Origin of the sequence: Acinetobacter sp. 1000160, assembly GCF_000588715.1 — a bacterium.
GTDB lineage: Bacteria > Pseudomonadota > Gammaproteobacteria > Pseudomonadales > Moraxellaceae > Acinetobacter > Acinetobacter courvalinii.
The window spans coordinates 228,453-245,195 of the sequence record NZ_JFWP02000003.1 but is presented as its reverse complement, the minus strand read 5'-3'; the positions used below and the strand labels follow the sequence as shown (position 1 = coordinate 245,195).

Here is a 16,743-nt window from a genome sequence, read left to right as displayed (position 1 = left end):
AACAATATGAATAGTTTAGCGGATACCCAACCGATTCAGTCTAAGGCAATCCGCCCTGTGCTGATATTTTCAAAAAGTCGTATCATTTCATACAGCTTAGGTGCCTTGTCACTGGTGTTTAGTCTGGTATTTTGGCAACTGGCTTCACAGCATCATTTGAATTTAGGGCTAATCAATTTTGCCAATGTGCCTTCGCCACGTGAGGTGATTCAGTCTTTAGTTGCTTTTGCCGAACTGGATAGCGCGCTTGCTCATGTCAAAGCCAGTATTGCTCGAGTGCTGATTGGCTTCTTACTCGCATCAGTAATTGGGGTTATTTTAGGATTATTGATTGGTTATTCCAAAACCTTGGCGGCCCTGTTGATGCCACCCTTAGAAATCTTGCGTCCGATTCCGGCCGTTGCATGGATTCCCTTGGCGATTCTGATGTTTCCCTCCTCAGAGGCCTCGATGATTTTCATCACTTTTTTAGGTGCGCTGTTTCCAGTCCTGCTCAATACCATTCATGGCGTTGAAGGCGTGGATCAACGTCTGATTGCTTCTGCCAAAAGTCTGGGTGCGGGTCAGTTTGCCATTTTGCGCGAGGTGATTATTCCAGGCTCTTTACCCAGTATCACCACGGGTCTTGCAATTGGCATGGGCACTTGCTGGTTCTGTCTGGTTACGGCTGAAATGATCTCTGGTCAGCTTGGGATTGGCTATTTCACTTGGGAATCCTTCACCTTGCAAAACTACGCAGACATTATTGTCGGCATGCTCTTGATTGGCGCATTAGGCATGTTCAGCAGTGCTTTTCTGCGCTATCTCGGTAAAAAACTTACCCCTTGGTATCAGTTAAGGAAGGCATAACATGCGTCAGTACGGTCATATTCATTTAAACAATATCAACCTGCATCTGGGTCAGGATAAACAACGCTTTCAGGCACTGGATCAGGTCTCTTTTGACGTTCAGGCGGGTGAATTTGTCTGTTTACTGGGTCCTTCGGGTTGCGGTAAATCAACGCTGCTCGGTGCACTGGCAGGTCATTTACCGATTAGCTCGGGCAGCATGTTACTCGATCAAAAAATCATTGAAAAACCCTCTTCGGATCGTGGTTTGGTATTTCAGCAGCACACGCTCTTTCCTTGGAAAAGTGTACTGGACAATGTCTGCTTTGGCTTGAAAATGAAAGGAATGTCCAAAGCCCAAAGACAAGAACAAGCAGCACAAATGATTGAACTGGTCGGCTTAAAAGGTTTTGAACATCAATATCCTGCCGAGTTATCCGGTGGCATGCAACAGCGGGTTGAAATTGCACGGGTGCTGATTAATCAACCGCGTGTCTTGCTGATGGATGAACCCTTTGGCGCGCTGGATGCGCAAACCCGTTTAAAGATGCAGGAACTGCTACTTGAAATCTGGCAAAGCATTCAGACCTCGGTGCTGTTCATTACCCACGATATTGATGAAGCCTTGTTTCTGGCGGATCGGGTCCTGATCATGAGTCATCGTCCGGGACGTATTATTGAAGAAATCAAACTGGATTTCCCCCGCCCAAGACATGTTGATCTGGTGACTTCGACTGAATTTACCCAAATTAAAAAACATTGCATTCAAGTATTAAAACAGGCCACCCAAGCCGAACTGAGCCGGTTAAATCCACTCGGTTTAAATCAGAAAGCCGCTGTTTAGGAAGCATAAAAGATGAGTTTAAATTACCCGCTCCTGACCGATATTGATGCGGATTATGCCGATTATCTCCTTCAACTGAATCAGGACGATGAAAATATCCGCTTTGTCGCAATGATGAATATTGCTGATGAGGAACAAACTGAATTGTTAAGCTGGTTACAGCATGCAGTGTTACATGATCCTGCCAGCAAGGTGCGTGAGTTGGCAGCCACCCGTTTAGAGGGTTGGGAAGATGCAACGTCTTTAAATACCTTGGCCCGAGCCTTGAGCGATCCCCATGAAAATGTGCGTGTTGCAGCTGCGCAAAGCTTAAGTGAAATTAAATATCCCGAATCTGCTGGACATTTGGCAAGTTATTTAAAGCATCAAGATGACTTTGTGCTTGCTTCAGTGCTAAGGGCCATCAGGGAATTACGTGCTGAGCAGCTGTTTGATGATATTTTGCAACAGCTACAACATGCCAATCCTTTGGTACGTAAGGAAGCTGTCAGCAGCTTAAGCTGGTTGCAGAAAGCTGAAGGATTATCTGCTTTGGCACAGATTGCCCAGTTTGATGTTGAAACTGAAATCCGTCGTATCGCCACAGGCGGTTTGGCAGCCAGTCAAGTTTTAACGTCCGAAATTTTATCGGCCTTACACAGTTCTCTTACCGCCGAAGCATGGCAACTGCGGGTCGAAGCTGCCTTGACCATTGGAAAACTAAAAGCCTTCGAATTAGAACAGCCACTGTTGCAACAGCTGGATGATACTTACTGGCAAGTACGGATTGCGGTGGCCCGCAGTTTAGGCTTACTTCGGTCCAAAGCTGCGATTGCCAAACTTCAGGAAAATTTCCAGCATGACATCAGTAACCTGCGCAAAGAAGTGGCGATCGCCTTAGGGGAAATTGGTGGAGAACAGGCCCAGCATATTTTATTGCAGCATGCAGAAGATCCGGATCCCGAAGTACGTAAATCGATTCGTATCGGGCTGGCGCTGATTCAGGAGAAACAAAATGTCGCTTGAACCAGATCAGCTTAAAGTCGATACCGAACAGCAACGCCTGTTGCTGTCTTGGCAGGATGGTACAGAAAAGCAGTTTAGCCATGCCCAGCTAAGGGCCAGTTGCCCATGTGGTTTTTGTCGAGCCAAACGCCTACGTCAGCAAGAAATTCAATATCCAGAGCATGTTGCCATCTCTGCGATCTACTCCCAGGGTTACGGCATTCAAATCTGTTTTGATGATGGACATGACCAAGGTATCTTTCCCTGGGCATTTTTAAAAGCCTTGAATCTGTCATAAAATATTCAAATAACTTATATATAAACCCTAAAAGGATATGAATTTTTTAGATTTATAAAACAAAATTTAAGTGTAATATATTTAACAAATAAGTTGAGTATATTACATGAAAATAACCTTACTCATTTCCTCCCTCCCCACCCAGAACACCACAACACGGATGCGGGTATGGCGATCACTCAAAGCCTGCGGTGCAGCCACACTAAGAGATGGGGTATATATTCTGCCGGTAGAGCATTCAGAAAAGTTTGATGCGATTGCTGAAAATTTAATTGCAGAACATGGCAGTGCCTATCTATTTCAAACCATTGCCTCAGAACATCTGGATCTCGTACAGCTATTTAACCGGAAAGAAGACTATGAGGCACTCTATCAGCAGCTCAGCCAGCTGCGGCAGGCGCTGAACCAGACCGATAAAAAAGAACTGCTAAAACAGATCCGCAAGCTACGCAAGCAGCTCGATGCATTAATTGAAATTGACTATTTCCCAACCGAAGCACAGCAGCAAACGGTTCGGGAACTGAATGCAGTTGAACAGAGCATTTTACGTTGCGGTGAAACCGATGAACCGCATGCCCTATATGGCGATATTCAAATACTAAGCAAACAGGACTTTCAAAATAAGGTTTGGGCCACCAGAAAACGCCTATGGATTGATCGTTTAGCATCCGCCTGGCTCATCCAGAATTTTATTGACCCTGAGGCAACCTTCATCTGGTTAGACACACCAAACGATTGTCCAGCCACTGCCCTAGGATTTGATTTTGATGGCGCCCGCTTTAGTCATATCGATCATTGGGTCACGTTTGAAACCTTATTGCACAGCTTTGCTCTGCATCAACAGTCTGCTTTAAAGCAGATTGCGGAAATTGTGCATTTTCTTGATGTTGGTGGTGTGGAGCCACCCGAAGCAATCGGAATTGAAAAAGTCATCCAGGGCTTAAGAACTAAAATTACGGATGATCATCAGTTACTTGAACTCGCTAATTATGTCTTTGATGGCCTCTATGCCAATTTTTCTCGAGAATGATCATGCAACAAAAAAAAATCAATGAGCTCGATCAGCCCATCGCCGCTGTACCCTTTTGGCAAGCCTTGCTGTTCTGGCTGAAACTGGGGTTTATCAGTTTTGGCGGACCGGCAGGCCAGATTGCAGTGATGCATCAGGAACTGGTCGAAAACAAACGCTGGATTTCTGAAAAAAGATTCTTACATGCATTGAATTATTGCATGCTTCTGCCCGGTCCCGAGGCGCAACAGCTGGCCACCTACATTGGCTGGCTCATGCATCGAACAGCGGGTGGGCTGGTGGCAGGGATTCTGTTTGTACTTCCCTCGCTGTTTATCCTGATTGCCCTGTCCTGGATTTATGTACAGTTTGGTAATGTACCGATCATTGCAGGACTATTTTATGGCATTAAACCCGCAGTCACGGCGATTGTGTTTCATGCGACTTATCGTATTGGCAGTCGCTCACTTAAAAATCCGTTTATGTGGGGGATCGCCGCTGCGGCATTTATTGCCATCTTTGTGTTTAATGTCCCTTTTCCCCTGATCGTTTTAGCAGCTGCCTTGACCGGCTATCTGCTCAGCAGGAAAAAACCGGATTTATTTACGGCTCAGGCAGCCCATCAAAAAAGTCATAAAAGCTATGGAACGGCCCTGATTGATGATGATACCCCAACGCCAGCCCATGCCATTTTCCGCTGGCGCAATCTCGTCAAAATCCTGCTCATTGCAGCATTACTTTGGTGTGTGCCGATGCTGCTTTTAACTTTGGGATTGGGTTGGCAACATGCTTATACCCAGATGGCATGGTTCTTTACCAAGGCCGCCTTACTCACTTTCGGCGGTGCTTATGCCGTATTGCCCTATGTCTATCAGGGTGCGGTCAATCATTATGCATGGCTAAGTCCCACTCAAATGATTGATGGTCTGGCACTGGGTGAAAGTACTCCCGGTCCTCTGATCATGGTTGTGGCATTCGTGGGTTTTCTAGGGACGTACAATCATGCTGTCTTGGGTACTGAACAGCTGTTTTTGGCAGGTGCACTCGGCGCTGTAATTGTCACATGGTTTACCTTCTTATTTTCATTTGTATTTATTCTGGCAGGCGCACCAATCATTGAATCAACCCATAATGAACTGAAATTCACAGCCCCCCTCACCGCCATTACGGCCGCCGTGGTCGGGGTGATTTTAAATCTGGCTTTATTCTTTAGCTATCATGTACTGTGGCCAAAGGGCTTTAACCACCCGTTTAATTATGAAGCAGCCTGTATTACCCTTGCAGCGCTGATTGCCTTATTCAAATTCCAGATCAATGTATTGTATGTGATATTTGCCTCAGCCTTTTGTGGCCTGATCTTATATATCGGTGCTTAAGCAGATGCATCGGGTAGCGCAAAATCCTACTCGATGCCACTCAATCTTAAATATGATGAATTTCGACTGAGGCATGCACAATTTCCTCATGAATCGCCAGTGCGGCTTTGACCTGATCAGGATTAAGATCGGTCAATGGCGTTTCCAGACCGACAATACACGAGAACTTGCCTTTCCCCACTTTCCACACATGCAGATCGGTAATGTCAACCTGTGAAAACCCGGCAATCACCTCCCGTATTTCCTCGACCACAGGATGACCCATTTCGGCATCCAGCAAGGTTTTTCCGGTTTCCTCCATCAGCCCCCAAGACCATTTCGCCACCAGCAATGCACCCACAATTCCAAGCAAAGCATCCAGAAAATTCCAGCCGAAATATTTGGCTGCAAATAAGGCAATAATGGCCAGAACAGAGGTTACCGCATCGGCAACCACATGCAGAAATGCAGCTTTTTGATTTAAATCATGATGGTCATGAGCATGTTGATGTGCTTCATGGTGGTGGCTATGCGAATGGTGATGGTGATGGTGATGGTGATGGTGATCATCATGACCACCTTCATGTAATAGCCAAGCACAAATCAGGTTGACCATCAGGCCAATAATCGCAATCGGAATCGCCTCATTAAAATGAATGGTGACCGGATTGAATAAGCGCTCCAGTGACTGAATCCCCATCAACAGCGCGACCACCATCAATAAAATCGCACTGCTATACCCCGCCAGAATTTCAATTTTCCAAGTCCCAAAACTAAAACGTGGATCGTGGGCATAATGTCGTGCCATACGATAAGCAAAATAAGCCAGTCCCAAGGCCAGCATATGCGAGCTCATATGCCAGCCATCGGCAAGTAAAGCCATCGAATTAAAAAACCAGCCGCCCAGAATTTCCAGGACCATCATCACCGCAGTTAGAAGGGTGGCAATTAAAATTCTTTTTTGCGCCAAGGGATTTCCTTGATCAAACTGATGAGAATGACGTCGTTCTAGGTTACTATGCTGCATTTATTTTAGTCTTCCAATATACTCCCCCTAGTATATATTTTTTTTAGGAAAAAAGTATGTCTCACCTACATCAAGATAAGAAAATCTTAAATCGTCTTAAGCGGATTCAGGGACAGTTCACAGCAGTCGAGAAATCGCTCACCAATCCTGAAAGTTCCTGCATAGAAGTTCTACAGCAGGTCGCAGCAGTCAAAGGTGCGGTGAATGGTTTAATGAATCAGTTGATCGAACAACACTTAAAAGAACATGTATTAAAAGGTGCTGATCATGTCGATGAGGAAGAAGTAGAAAAGTTTTTCACCTTATTACAACGCTATCTATAAATACCAGATCGTCTTGCTCAGTTGCTCGATCTCGGCATGATCATGACTCACATATAACATCGGGATCTTGATTTCCTGTTTGACACGTTGAAAAAAAGGAATGATCTCGGCTTTATGCGCCGTATCCAGTGCAGACAGTGGCTCATCTAAAAGCAGTAATTGTGGCGAGTATAATAATGCTCGTCCCAAAGCCACTCGCTGTTTTTCGCCTCCAGACAGCTTAATCGGCATACGTTCCAGCAAATGTCCCAATTTGAGTAACTCAACAATATAGTCCACTTCAAACTGACGTTGTTGTGGTGCAATATGCTTAAAACCAAACAGTAAATTCTGTTTGACGTTTTTATGCGGAAACAGTTGTGCATCCTGAAAAACCAAGCCCACGCGACGCTGCTGCGTACTGAGATGAATATTTTGAGCTTGATCAAACCAGATCTGATCCTGAATCTTAATCCAACCCGATTGCGGTCGGATTAATCCGGCAATGCTATGCAATATCGTGGTTTTCCCCGAACCGGAAGCCCCAAACAAGCCAATCACCAACTGATCGGATTGAAAACGTTGATCCAGAGAGAATTGCCCTTGTTGCAGTTGTATATGACAATCAATCATGCTGAATACCCACGCTTATTTTTCTGATATCGGCTAAACCACTGTGCAAACCAGAGCGCAAAGAACGCCACCGATAAAGACAACATAATCAGTCGCCACACCGCTGCTTCGGTATCTGGCTGCTGCATCAAGCTATACATCGCCAGCGGTAAGGTCCGGGTTTCACCAGCAATGTTACCAACAAAGGTAATGGTTGCACCAAACTCGCCTAAACTTCGGCAAAAACATAAAATAGCACCCACCAAAATACCACTACTGGCCAATGGCAAGGTCACCTGTATAAAAGCGCCAAGGGAGGATGCGCCCAAGGTTTTCGCGGCCATTTCCAAACGTTGATCCACCAGTTCAATCGCCAGTCGAATCGATTGTACCAACAAGGGAAAGCCCATGACCGCCGAGGCCAATACTGCCCCTTTCCAGTTAAAGGCAAACTCTAAACCGAAAGGTGCCAGATATTGTCCGAATAATCCGCGATTACCAAACAATTGCAGTAACAAGTAGCCTGGCACCACAGGTGGCAAAACCAAAGGCAAGAATACCAAGGTCTCAAACAGTTTTTTCCCCAAAACTCTTTTCGGGCCAATACCCAAGCCACTAACGTTGCAGGAATGAGGCTAAACACCAGACATGCGGCTGCCACTTTACACGATAGCTTGAGGACTTCAATTTCTTCGGGACTGAGGATCATCATTCAATTACTGCGACACGCTAAACCCATATTTTTTAAATACGGCTTTAGCCTGCCCACTTTGTAAAAACTTATAGAATTTAATCGATTCGGTATTTTTCTTGATCAGGCCTACAGGATAAATAATCGCTGGATGGGTATTTTCAGGGAAGATACCGGCTACAACCACATCTTTGCTGATGGCAGCATCAGTTGCGTAAACTATTCCCACCTGACATTCACCGCGGGCTACAAAGTTTAAGGCAGCACGGACATCTTCTGTTTCCACTAGACGAGGTTGAACCTTGTCCCACCAGCCCAGTGAGGTCAATGCCTGCTTGGCATATTTCCCTACAGGCACACTTTTGGTATCGCCTGTACACAGCTTGCCCTGAATCACCTTACCTGGATCAAAGCCTTTATCCATTTTTAATTTAATCGGCCGATCTTTAGGGGTAATCATCACTAAACGATTACCCAATAAATTGATGCGATCTGTTGCTGCAAGCAATTGTTTGTTTTGTAAATAATCCATCCACTGTGTATCAGCCGAGATAAATACATCAGCTGGCGCACCTGCTTCAATCTGTTTGGCTAAAGTTGAGGAACCGGCATATGAGGTCTTGATCTGGGTTTTATTCTTCTTTTGATAGATTACATCGAGTTCATTGACCGCATTGGTTAAGCTGGCAGCGGCATATACTGTAACTGATTCGGCAGCAAATGCAGGGGTCTGAAACAATAATCCCGCCCCGAAAATGGCACTGTATAGACCTAATTTTTTCATCGTTATTGTCATCATCCTGTCCTCAGATTTCGATATGTTTTTAAAAATATATCGCTGAATAAAGATACACTAAAAATAACATTTCGCCAGTTTAGTTAGGCTTTATCCTTCATCTCTTTGTAACGCCATCAACAATTGAAAGATTTGTACTAAAAGCAGCTTTTTGGTACAAAAAAAAGCCTATTCAAACATCAAGTTAATGATATTGAATAGGCGTCGTTGTCTATCTTGAACAGATAACATAAATTGTTATCTTAGGAATGAGACAGAAAAATATATAGAATTTTATCATTATATATTTTTAAATATACTATTAACCAAAATAAAGCCGAACAGGTTAATATTTTGGATCTAAATGAATAATACCTATATCAACATTCTGATAGAAGTCAAAACTAGGCCTTCCCTTTATCCCTTCATTACATCCCGTTTATCCAATTCAATTAAAAAATAATCTTTGCTATTTAAGACACCTTAAAATATCTCGAGCAGAAACAGAACCATTATTTATTTGCATATAAATTATTTAACCAACCCAATAAATAATAAAAAAATTAAGTAAGCAGAGAAAAGTTAAAATAATTTATTTTGGATTGAGATAAATTCTTCCTACATTAACTGTAGTTTCTTTATCTAGGTTGATCGCATTTTGATCTTGTACAAATTTATCAATCTGGAATATAACTGGTTCATAATTTGGAAATTCAATAAATATACTTAAAGGTTGATTCCAGTTTTTATAATTAGGCTTATTGATACGATAAGTATATGTCATAGGTTTCGTTTTAAATTTCCCAACATTATTTGTTTTTACATAATTATAAGGATCATTTCCAGAAGCATAGCTTGCATAACCTTCGAGATTCCGTAAAGGCTCTTTAGTAACAGCATTGTATAAATAGCCTTCGGCACTTGGTGCTAAGTATACTTTTTGTCTAGTACAAGCTGCCAATAAAAAAATAATTGAATATATAAAAAACTTCAAAAAACTCATAATAGTCTCTTTGAATTTTAAGTCTTGACAAATAAATAATTTTATATCATTAAAATAATTACTCACAATTATTTTTACTAGAGTTAATATATTTTATGACTATCCGGCCATTACTCTTAAGCAGACAAATTTTTCTGTGATAAATTTTATTTGTTTCCAAAGTAATTCCATATACAACATTTTTCTCAAAAATATCTATAGGTATCTGAGCACAGCTTTTTTCATTTATAGGCAATACTCCATTTTTATAAAGCTGCTCATAATTACTTTTAAATTGTCTTGTATGATCTATTTTCCCTGCAGATACTACAATACTATTATCATATCCATAATGGGTTTTAGGATTGTTCGTGAATATACATAAATAATCCTGAATAAGTTTTACATCAAGATCCTTACTTTGTGGATTACATCCTGTTAAGCACCCACAAAAAACAGCAATAAAAACAAATAATTTATAGTTATTCATATTCAAACTCTAAAAGATAATTAAAATCTATCACCTATCATTTCCCCAATCACTTTCATTACATTTAATAATTTCATTTTTTGATAGATTCAACTTAGAATTACGTGCCGATAGGCATGAATAATTTATAAATTCATACTGCCTCAGATACTTTCCTTTTTTAATTTCCAATCTGATCTGTGTCTCCAGAGTACCTGCTTTTATGCTTGAAGTATCAATACAGAAAATATACTTACTTTGTTTATTCGATAATTTTTTTAAAATTTCTTCATATATATCAATCGATAATTTTTCATCAAAAACATTTTCTTTATACTTAAATGAACTATCTAACAATCCAAACTCATTAGCAGCGCTCATCTCACTTGTTTTTAGAGCACAAAGCTGATGACCTGAAAATTCATAATTAAAATTTTCGGTCTGCTTTTCCTTACAACCTCCAAGAAAAGCCATCAATAAGAGTATAGGCAATTGTTTTAACATCAGCTATGCTCATCTAAAAAATCAAGCATTGATCTGTCCAGTAAAATGCGAAATACACAGTTTAGTTGAGCCTGATGCAACGACCAAATTATTGCTCTAACCAGCGACCTTGCCGAAATAGATTAAATTTTAAAGCCCTTTATTTATTCAAAGAGCTTTAAAAAAGTTTTAACCTCTCACAGCTAAGTTCTGCTTCGGTAATAACTTACAACCACAAGATAAAGGATCATTGACACGCGCTGCTGCTTTACCCATCACCTGCATATTCGGATCGCCAGCGACAATGGTCGCAACAGTTTGATGTTTTGGGCAGGTGGCCTTGTCACCGACACAGGCAATTGGAATCCCTTCAATCAAGAAGCTACTGTTACCACTAATCACCTGTCCACCGCCTGTGGTTGGACAACCAACAACTATATAGGGTGTTGCCATAATCACATCCCTCACATGTAGGTATTTAAACTGTTAAAGCACTTCAAATTCAATTCGACGGTTTTTCCGACGCCCGTCTGCCTTTGCATTATCCGCAACAGGCTGGCTAGAGCCCTTGCCTTCCGTACTCAAACGGTCAGCAGCAATACTTTTACTGACCAGATAACTTTGTACCGCTGCAGCACGCTGCTGGCTTAATACCGTATTCTTGGTAGCATCACCAGAACTATCGGTATGCCCAATAATTTTGACTTTCTTGCCGCCCACCTTGTTTAAAGCCACCGCCATTTCGTCCAGAATCTGTTGTCCTGCCGCTGTCAGGATTGCACTGCCTGATTCAAATTCGATAATTCGGTTTTTCAATGCATCATCAATAATTTTTTGCTCTGCCTGATTCACAGAAAGCTGTGCATTAAAACGATAAGGCTGCTGGACCAAAGCCTGAAAATTATTGGTGGTCGGTTGAATGTCATTCGGGTCTGTCATTTTGCCGGTTAATTCAACCTGTGTTCCTCTGACTCGCAATTGCCCCTGCTTGACCTTTTTCAAGTCAGGTGTAATCACACGTGTTACGGAATCACTCCATCCATTCGGTGCTGACACTGGACGGACCTGAATTTTATCGACCACTTGATCGGCGCCATACACCGACTGCATCTTGACCAGAATTGCCTGTTTACTGGCATCGTTCGGCACTACGCCTTCCACCACGATCGGAGCTGCATTGAGCACAGTACTTTGGCCTAAGAGTGTTAAAGCAAAGACCCAACCCGCCGATACAGATTTCAAATTATTTCTCATATTTATTCATCTAAAAAAGTTTGTCGGAATAGCTTTAAGCCCTGATTCAGGCTCATCTGACGCTGACAAAGTGACTGTTCGAGTGTTGCAAGGCCTGCATTTTGCTCCAGATAAGCATCAATCCATTGCGCCTGAATCAATGAAACCCAATGTTCACTCTGCATATTCTGGGTAAAGATATCGCTCAATGCCATGATATCTGCGCCCTGGAAACCGATAAATAGAATCGGCTCCTCTCGGTGCAAAATGCCAATCAGGATTTCGGTATTGTTAATGCCTAAGAATCGTCCAATCATGCCAACCCAGAAGGCAGCAATTTCATAACAATACATATGGTTATTGATCGGCAGGATCAACACCTTATTTAAGCGACTGGTACCATTCTTTAAAATCGGCTGCAATAACAATCCCAAGCCAATCATGCTTTGTGCGAGTTCATAGACATTGATCTTCATCAATTGTGCAAATGAGTGCATGGTATGATTTTCATAGAAACCATTGCATTCGGTCGAGGTAAATAACTGAACCACGTTGGGTAGATTATTCAGCTTTTCCAGCATGATATTGGTATCACGGATACTGCGAAGTACCCGATTACGCTGGAACAGATCAACCAGTACCGACTTGTAATAATACGGCGCCAGCAACAGATTCTGATAAGGTTGTTCGACTTCCAGCAGTTGGCTTAACACCATTGGAAATGCTCGCCCTGAGCTATCCTGACTGGCGATCAGGTTGGCTGCCAGAAACATCGGTTCAGCAGGATTGGCGATAAAGAAATCCAGCGCTGGTAAAGACTCATAACGTTGTTTGAAGTCAGGCGCTCGCATAGCATGTTCAAGTGCTTCAGTGATCCATTGATCAAGCACCTGAATCAACGCATATTGCCCTTTGGACTTCAGAAAGTCACCCCGTGCGGGTGTCTTTCCGTAATACAAAGGTGTGGTCTTCACTTGTTGCATCCCAGCCCCTCCTGATGTTCCGTGATTGTCCCTAACATTACGGTGTGACTCCTGGCTGAGCAGGTGCAGCCGGTTGTGGCTTTGGTGCAGCACCCGCAGGGGTTGCTTGCGCAGAAACCACACGTACCGCTTTCTCTGTCACCACTTTATCAACCAGTTGCAAGCCAGCATAACCACGGCTCGAACCGATATTGCCTGAGCTATTACCGCTAATCAGACGGAAGTTCACTTTTAAGGTTAATGATGGTTCAGCTTTGCTGGTCCAGGTCATTTCGAAGCTACCGTTTTGCTCTTTACGCTGTGCCGCATCGATCAAACGGTTAATACCATATTCACCCGGCTCTTCGAAAATGGTATGGGTCTTGCCCTCAAGGTCGACAGCCGTAATACGCGCACCTGGAATCGCACCCTGATTCGGCCATACGAAGTTCACCCATTGCTGAATGCCGTTTTCAAACACCATCCGCTGACCATCAATATCAATGGTGTACGACAAATACTGTGGATTCGGTAATGGATAGAACTGGAAGTTCGACTGATTTGATACAGGTGCAGCAGCTGGCTGATCCAGACTACCGGTCGCCATCCCATTGATTGGCGCCACATATTGCTGGAACGCCATTACAAATTGCGGGTTCAGGCTAATGCCCAGATCTTTCCAGGTTTTAGAAGTCAACACATAGCCACGGCGAATCACAAATGGATCCAAGGCTTCCTTGACAAAGCGTGCAATACTACCTGTTTCACCAAAGATCTGACCGATTTCATTACTGGTTGCCTGTAAAGTCACACTTGAGTTAAATGGATACTTCTGGCTCAAATTGGTTTTGAATGGTTGATAGGCCTGAATGCCCCACAATTTGTTCAATTCATCTTGTGTCGGTGCAATCAAGCTGGCAAATGATTGAGTTAACGGTCCCATCAACAGCTTTTGCAATAACTGCTGGTCAGTATCCTTCAGACCTACCATCATTTTCTCATCCACATATTTCTGAGTGATGTTGAAAACCGAGGTTTGGTCATTGATGGTCTGTTTCACTAAAGCCATCGCACTTGGGCCAATCTCGCCTGCGGTTTTCAGATCATTAAACTTGCTGCGGACTTGCGCAAGATTATTCATGTACTCATCAAATAGCGACTTATCCTGCAAATCATCACGCTTACGCACCAATTGATAGAACATCTGGTACTCTTGAGAAATTGCACCTTGCGCACGGTCCATAGCTTGAGCCGCTGCTCTATCATCCGAATTATTCAAGACTTTACGCTTGAACCAGGCCACAAAGCCTTTTTCAGGGACAGCAAGCTCAGCTTGAACAATCGGGTTATCCCAGTTGGTCTCGATCGCGATCCGTTGTAACAGGGTACGGATCGGTGAGTTTTGAGGTTCACCCAAGATATCAATGGTCTTGACCTGCTGGCTAAACTGATCGGCTTTAGCATAATAAATACCGCTCAGGAACTTCTTCCATTCCGTCACATATTCCTGCTTATACAAGGCAACCAGTTGCTTGCGAATCTGCTCAGGGCTACCCGAGAAGGTCAAGTCATCAGATTGACGGCTATTCAACACCCAGTCTTTACTGTCTGTTGGTTTATTCGCCGCTTCATCAATCGCTTTTTCGACATATTCATCCCAGGCTTTTTGCGTAAATACACCTGGTAATGCATAGCTGCCCAGCACGATTGAACGGTTTTGCTCACCCACAATCTGTGCAACGGTCACCGCCGGGAAACGTACCGCTGCACGCATCTTGATTTCGTTATAGACACGATCACGCGCTGGCATGCCACGAATGACAGACAAGAGTACCTGACGGGTTTGATCAACCACTTGCGCATCTGTTTCAAGGATCGGGAAGCCTTCCTGATTGGCCAAGGTCATGGCATAAGAAAGAATTTTTTCCGCATCCTGAATCATTTCACCACGTGGCATCTGGCCACGGTTGGCATCTAGCCAAGAACGCCAGAAACGCGACACCTGATCACTTAAATGACTACTATCCATATATTCCGGATTGCTCATCATCAAGTAGGCTTTTAATGCATTATAGGCATCTTGCGGATTGGTATCCGAAGGCTCCAGATACTGCTGTGTCTTGGCAACCTGTTTGATTTCCACATTGGCATGGTTGGCTTTCAGGGTTGCTTCATTGTTCTTAACGCGTTGCAGGTATTGTGCAATATTCTGTTGGGTCGGAGTCAGAACAATCTGCTTGATCCCTTTTAAGTATTCTGCTTTTAAGCTCTCACGTAACTGATTGCCTTGGTACAAACCAAAGCTGAATTTGAGTGGACGATGGTCATTGAACTCATCCAGTTGTTGCAAGCGTTCCTGCAAGATCAGTAAAGCTTCAAGCTGGGTGGAAAGCTGTTGTCCAGAAGCTTTTTCCAGATGCACCACTTTATCCAGATCTGCCTGCACATCGGCAATCAGTTGCTGGTTATTGCGATATGACCAGACCCATACGCCCAAGACCAGTGAAACACCGACCAATGCTGCAATGAAGCCGATATAGCGCTGACGCTTTTTCGCAGGATTGATATGCTGCTTCACCAAATCCTTATCGCGTAAGATTACATTCGAAAACAGGCCTTGCAAGAAATAGCCATGATTCGGTGCAAGTGATGGACTCGGACCGTCCTGACCATTGAGCGGAACCTGCTGAAGCTGGAATTCCTGTGCAATATTTTCCGTCATTGGACTTTCAATAATACCTTCCTGCAAAGCACTGGTAAAATAAAAACCACGGAATACCGGCTGGAACTGATAAGGGTTATCTTCAAACAAAGTGCCAATAAAGCTTTTTAATGCCGGTTTCAGGGTTTTGAATTCCAGCGGGAAGGTCATCACACTTGGAGAAATATTTTGCGAATGACGGCGGCTTAAATGCGTCGTACTTACACTCTTTAAACCGTCATACAGAATCGTGTAATGTTTTTCGAATAATTCAACCGCATTCTGGGATGAGTTCTGCTCGTAAGGCAAGGTTGCGCCCCAAGCCTGATTGTATTCTTGCGACTCATAACAATCGAAGAACTCGGTAAAGCCCGCAATCAGGTCCATTTTCGAGAACACCAGATAAACCGGCACCACCACTTCAAGTCGTTCGGTTAAATCCTGAATACGGGCACGTAAATTCTTGGCCAGTTTCAAGGAGTTTTCAGGACTCTGGCTGATCAGTTCAGCAATACTGACAATCACGATCAGACCATTCACCGGGGCTTTAGAACGGTTTTTCTTCAGGATATTGAGGAAACCCAACCATTCAGAATGGTCTTCCGAGTACACCGAATAACGGCCTGCAGTATCCAGCAAGATCCCTTCGGTAGAAAAGAACCAGTCACAGTTACGTGTACCACTCAAACCTGCAGAGACCATCTTTTGATGGGTTTCTTCAAATGGGAACTTTAATCCGGAATTGTAAATCGCCGAACTCTTACCTGCAGCTGGGTTACCAATCACCATATACCAAGGCAATTCGTATAAAGCCGCATTGCCCTTTTTATCGCCCAGTTTGGATTTGCGAATCAACTGGATCGACTCTTTCATCTGTTGCTGGATTAACTGTAATTCGGCTTTATCTTTTTGTTGTCCGTACTCAGCCTTGCTGTCCTGCTCGATCGCATTGGCCAGTTCTTCACCCTGTTCAGCATGGCGTTTACGCTGGATCAACCAGTAAATACCATACACAATCAGGCCCAACGCATAAGTCGCTGCCAACGCCCAGAAGATATGACGCGGAATGGACGAATATGAAGAAATAAGCGCCACAAACAAGGACAAAGCAATGATTGCCTTAGGATTAGTGATGTACTGCCACAGATAACCTAAAATGGTATACATTGAGTTCTCAAATTCTTAATA

At 43.3% G+C, this 16,743-nt stretch carries 17 protein-coding genes and 1 pseudogene; 7 read left to right on the top strand and 11 right to left on the bottom strand.

The window, feature by feature from the left end:
• Positions 1 to 6 precede the first annotated feature (6 nt).
• The 6 genes from J699_RS11185 to chrA all read left to right on the top strand — a co-directional run bounded on the left by J699_RS11185 (position 7) and on the right by chrA (position 5,339).
• Positions 7 to 849: an ABC transporter permease gene (locus J699_RS11185; RefSeq protein ID WP_032867577.1), complete on the top strand. Its 843-nt coding sequence runs from the start codon at positions 7 to 9 to the stop codon at positions 847 to 849.
• Between the two features lies 1 nt (position 850).
• Positions 851 to 1,672, top strand: coding sequence for an ABC transporter ATP-binding protein (locus tag J699_RS11190; RefSeq protein ID WP_032867579.1), 822 nt, complete (start codon positions 851 to 853; stop codon positions 1,670 to 1,672).
• Between the two features lie 12 nt (positions 1,673 to 1,684).
• Entirely contained in the window at positions 1,685 to 2,677 is a 993-nt protein-coding gene (locus J699_RS11195) for a HEAT repeat domain-containing protein (RefSeq protein WP_032867581.1), read from the top strand.
• On the top strand, positions 2,667 to 2,954 hold the full coding sequence (locus J699_RS11200; protein WP_005284390.1) for a DUF971 domain-containing protein: 288 nt from the start codon (positions 2,667 to 2,669) through the stop codon (positions 2,952 to 2,954). The genes J699_RS11195 and J699_RS11200 overlap by 11 nt, the downstream gene beginning before the upstream one ends.
• A 106-nt stretch (positions 2,955 to 3,060) precedes the next feature.
• The gene (locus tag J699_RS11205) at positions 3,061 to 3,984 is read left to right on the top strand and encodes a chromate resistance protein ChrB domain-containing protein (RefSeq protein WP_032867583.1); all 924 of its coding nucleotides are present in this window, start codon (positions 3,061 to 3,063) and stop codon (positions 3,982 to 3,984) included.
• Between the two features lie 2 nt (positions 3,985 to 3,986).
• A complete protein-coding gene (gene chrA / locus J699_RS11210; protein WP_032868256.1) occupies positions 3,987 to 5,339 on the top strand; it encodes a chromate efflux transporter in 1,353 nt (450 codons plus the stop codon).
• Between the two features lie 46 nt (positions 5,340 to 5,385).
• On the opposite strand, the gene dmeF is transcribed toward chrA, so the two are convergent.
• Positions 5,386 to 6,345, bottom strand: a complete 960-nt coding sequence (gene dmeF, locus J699_RS11215) for a CDF family Co(II)/Ni(II) efflux transporter DmeF (RefSeq protein WP_032867585.1) — start codon at positions 6,343 to 6,345, stop codon at positions 5,386 to 5,388.
• Between the two features lie 56 nt (positions 6,346 to 6,401).
• On the opposite strand from dmeF, the gene J699_RS11220 reads away from it, so the two are divergent.
• On the top strand, positions 6,402 to 6,668 hold the full coding sequence (locus J699_RS11220) for a metal/formaldehyde-sensitive transcriptional repressor (RefSeq protein ID WP_032867587.1): 267 nt from the start codon (positions 6,402 to 6,404) through the stop codon (positions 6,666 to 6,668).
• Here the strand turns inward: J699_RS11220 and J699_RS11225 are convergent.
• The 10 genes and pseudogenes from J699_RS11225 to tssM all read right to left on the bottom strand — a co-directional run bounded on the left by J699_RS11225 (position 6,663) and on the right by tssM (position 16,722).
• Entirely contained in the window at positions 6,663 to 7,280 is a 618-nt protein-coding gene (locus tag J699_RS11225) for an ATP-binding cassette domain-containing protein (RefSeq protein WP_032867589.1), read from the bottom strand. The two genes, J699_RS11220 and J699_RS11225, sit on opposite strands and share 6 nt — an antisense overlap.
• Positions 7,277 to 7,971 (bottom strand): annotated as a pseudogene (gene modB / locus J699_RS11230) (molybdate ABC transporter permease subunit). Before modB ends, J699_RS11225 begins: the two are co-directional and overlap by 4 nt.
• 4 nt (positions 7,972 to 7,975) lie before the next feature.
• Positions 7,976 to 8,746 (bottom strand): molybdate ABC transporter substrate-binding protein, encoded by a 771-nt coding sequence (gene modA, locus J699_RS11235; protein WP_032867593.1) that lies wholly within the window; start codon positions 8,744 to 8,746, stop codon positions 7,976 to 7,978.
• A 571-nt stretch (positions 8,747 to 9,317) separates the two neighbouring features.
• Positions 9,318 to 9,728, bottom strand: coding sequence for a hypothetical protein (locus tag J699_RS11240; RefSeq protein ID WP_032867596.1), 411 nt, complete (start codon positions 9,726 to 9,728; stop codon positions 9,318 to 9,320).
• 58 nt (positions 9,729 to 9,786) lie between these two features.
• The gene (locus J699_RS0218620) at positions 9,787 to 10,197 is read right to left on the bottom strand and encodes an NF045616 family extracytoplasmic (lipo)protein (protein WP_032867598.1); all 411 of its coding nucleotides are present in this window, start codon (positions 10,195 to 10,197) and stop codon (positions 9,787 to 9,789) included.
• Positions 10,198 to 10,227: 30 nt separating this feature from the next.
• Positions 10,228 to 10,680 (bottom strand): hypothetical protein, encoded by a 453-nt coding sequence (locus tag J699_RS11245; protein ID WP_032867600.1) that lies wholly within the window; start codon positions 10,678 to 10,680, stop codon positions 10,228 to 10,230.
• A 168-nt stretch (positions 10,681 to 10,848) separates the two neighbouring features.
• Complete coding sequence (locus tag J699_RS11250) at positions 10,849 to 11,112, bottom strand: PAAR domain-containing protein (RefSeq protein WP_005229270.1); 264 nt, start codon at positions 11,110 to 11,112, stop codon at positions 10,849 to 10,851.
• 33 nt (positions 11,113 to 11,145) lie between these two features.
• Positions 11,146 to 11,913: an OmpA family protein gene (locus J699_RS11255; RefSeq protein WP_032882796.1), complete on the bottom strand. Its 768-nt coding sequence runs from the start codon at positions 11,911 to 11,913 to the stop codon at positions 11,146 to 11,148.
• A 2-nt stretch (positions 11,914 to 11,915) separates the two neighbouring features.
• On the bottom strand, positions 11,916 to 12,875 hold the full coding sequence (gene tagF / locus J699_RS11260; RefSeq protein ID WP_009514829.1) for a type VI secretion system-associated protein TagF: 960 nt from the start codon (positions 12,873 to 12,875) through the stop codon (positions 11,916 to 11,918).
• Positions 12,876 to 12,912: 37 nt separating this feature from the next.
• Positions 12,913 to 16,722, bottom strand: coding sequence for a type VI secretion system membrane subunit TssM (gene tssM / locus J699_RS11265; RefSeq protein ID WP_032867604.1), 3,810 nt, complete (start codon positions 16,720 to 16,722; stop codon positions 12,913 to 12,915).
• Between the last annotated feature and the right edge of the window lie 21 nt (positions 16,723 to 16,743).

Coding starts and splice junctions, on each gene's coding strand:
- J699_RS11225 (WP_032867589.1), bottom strand. CDS start 7,280: ATGATTGATTGTCATATACAACTGCAACAAGGGCAATTCTCTCTGGAT.
- modA (WP_032867593.1), bottom strand. CDS start 8,746: ATGACAATAACGATGAAAAAATTAGGTCTATACAGTGCCATTTTCGGG.
- J699_RS11250 (WP_005229270.1), bottom strand. CDS start 11,112: ATGGCAACACCCTATATAGTTGTTGGTTGTCCAACCACAGGCGGTGGA.
- J699_RS11245 (WP_032867600.1), bottom strand. CDS start 10,680: ATGTTAAAACAATTGCCTATACTCTTATTGATGGCTTTTCTTGGAGGT.
- dmeF (WP_032867585.1), bottom strand. CDS start 6,345: ATGCAGCATAGTAACCTAGAACGACGTCATTCTCATCAGTTTGATCAA.
- J699_RS11255 (WP_032882796.1), bottom strand. CDS start 11,913: ATGAGAAATAATTTGAAATCTGTATCGGCGGGTTGGGTCTTTGCTTTA.
- J699_RS11200 (WP_005284390.1), top strand. CDS start 2,667: ATGTCGCTTGAACCAGATCAGCTTAAAGTCGATACCGAACAGCAACGC.
- J699_RS11195 (WP_032867581.1), top strand. CDS start 1,685: ATGAGTTTAAATTACCCGCTCCTGACCGATATTGATGCGGATTATGCC.
- J699_RS11240 (WP_032867596.1), bottom strand. CDS start 9,728: ATGAGTTTTTTGAAGTTTTTTATATATTCAATTATTTTTTTATTGGCA.
- J699_RS0218620 (WP_032867598.1), bottom strand. CDS start 10,197: ATGAATAACTATAAATTATTTGTTTTTATTGCTGTTTTTTGTGGGTGC.
- J699_RS11190 (WP_032867579.1), top strand. CDS start 851: ATGCGTCAGTACGGTCATATTCATTTAAACAATATCAACCTGCATCTG.
- tssM (WP_032867604.1), bottom strand. CDS start 16,722: ATGTATACCATTTTAGGTTATCTGTGGCAGTACATCACTAATCCTAAG.
- tagF (WP_009514829.1), bottom strand. CDS start 12,875: ATGCAACAAGTGAAGACCACACCTTTGTATTACGGAAAGACACCCGCA.
- chrA (WP_032868256.1), top strand. CDS start 3,987: ATGCAACAAAAAAAAATCAATGAGCTCGATCAGCCCATCGCCGCTGTA.
- J699_RS11220 (WP_032867587.1), top strand. CDS start 6,402: ATGTCTCACCTACATCAAGATAAGAAAATCTTAAATCGTCTTAAGCGG.
- J699_RS11185 (WP_032867577.1), top strand. CDS start 7: ATGAATAGTTTAGCGGATACCCAACCGATTCAGTCTAAGGCAATCCGC.
- J699_RS11205 (WP_032867583.1), top strand. CDS start 3,061: ATGAAAATAACCTTACTCATTTCCTCCCTCCCCACCCAGAACACCACA.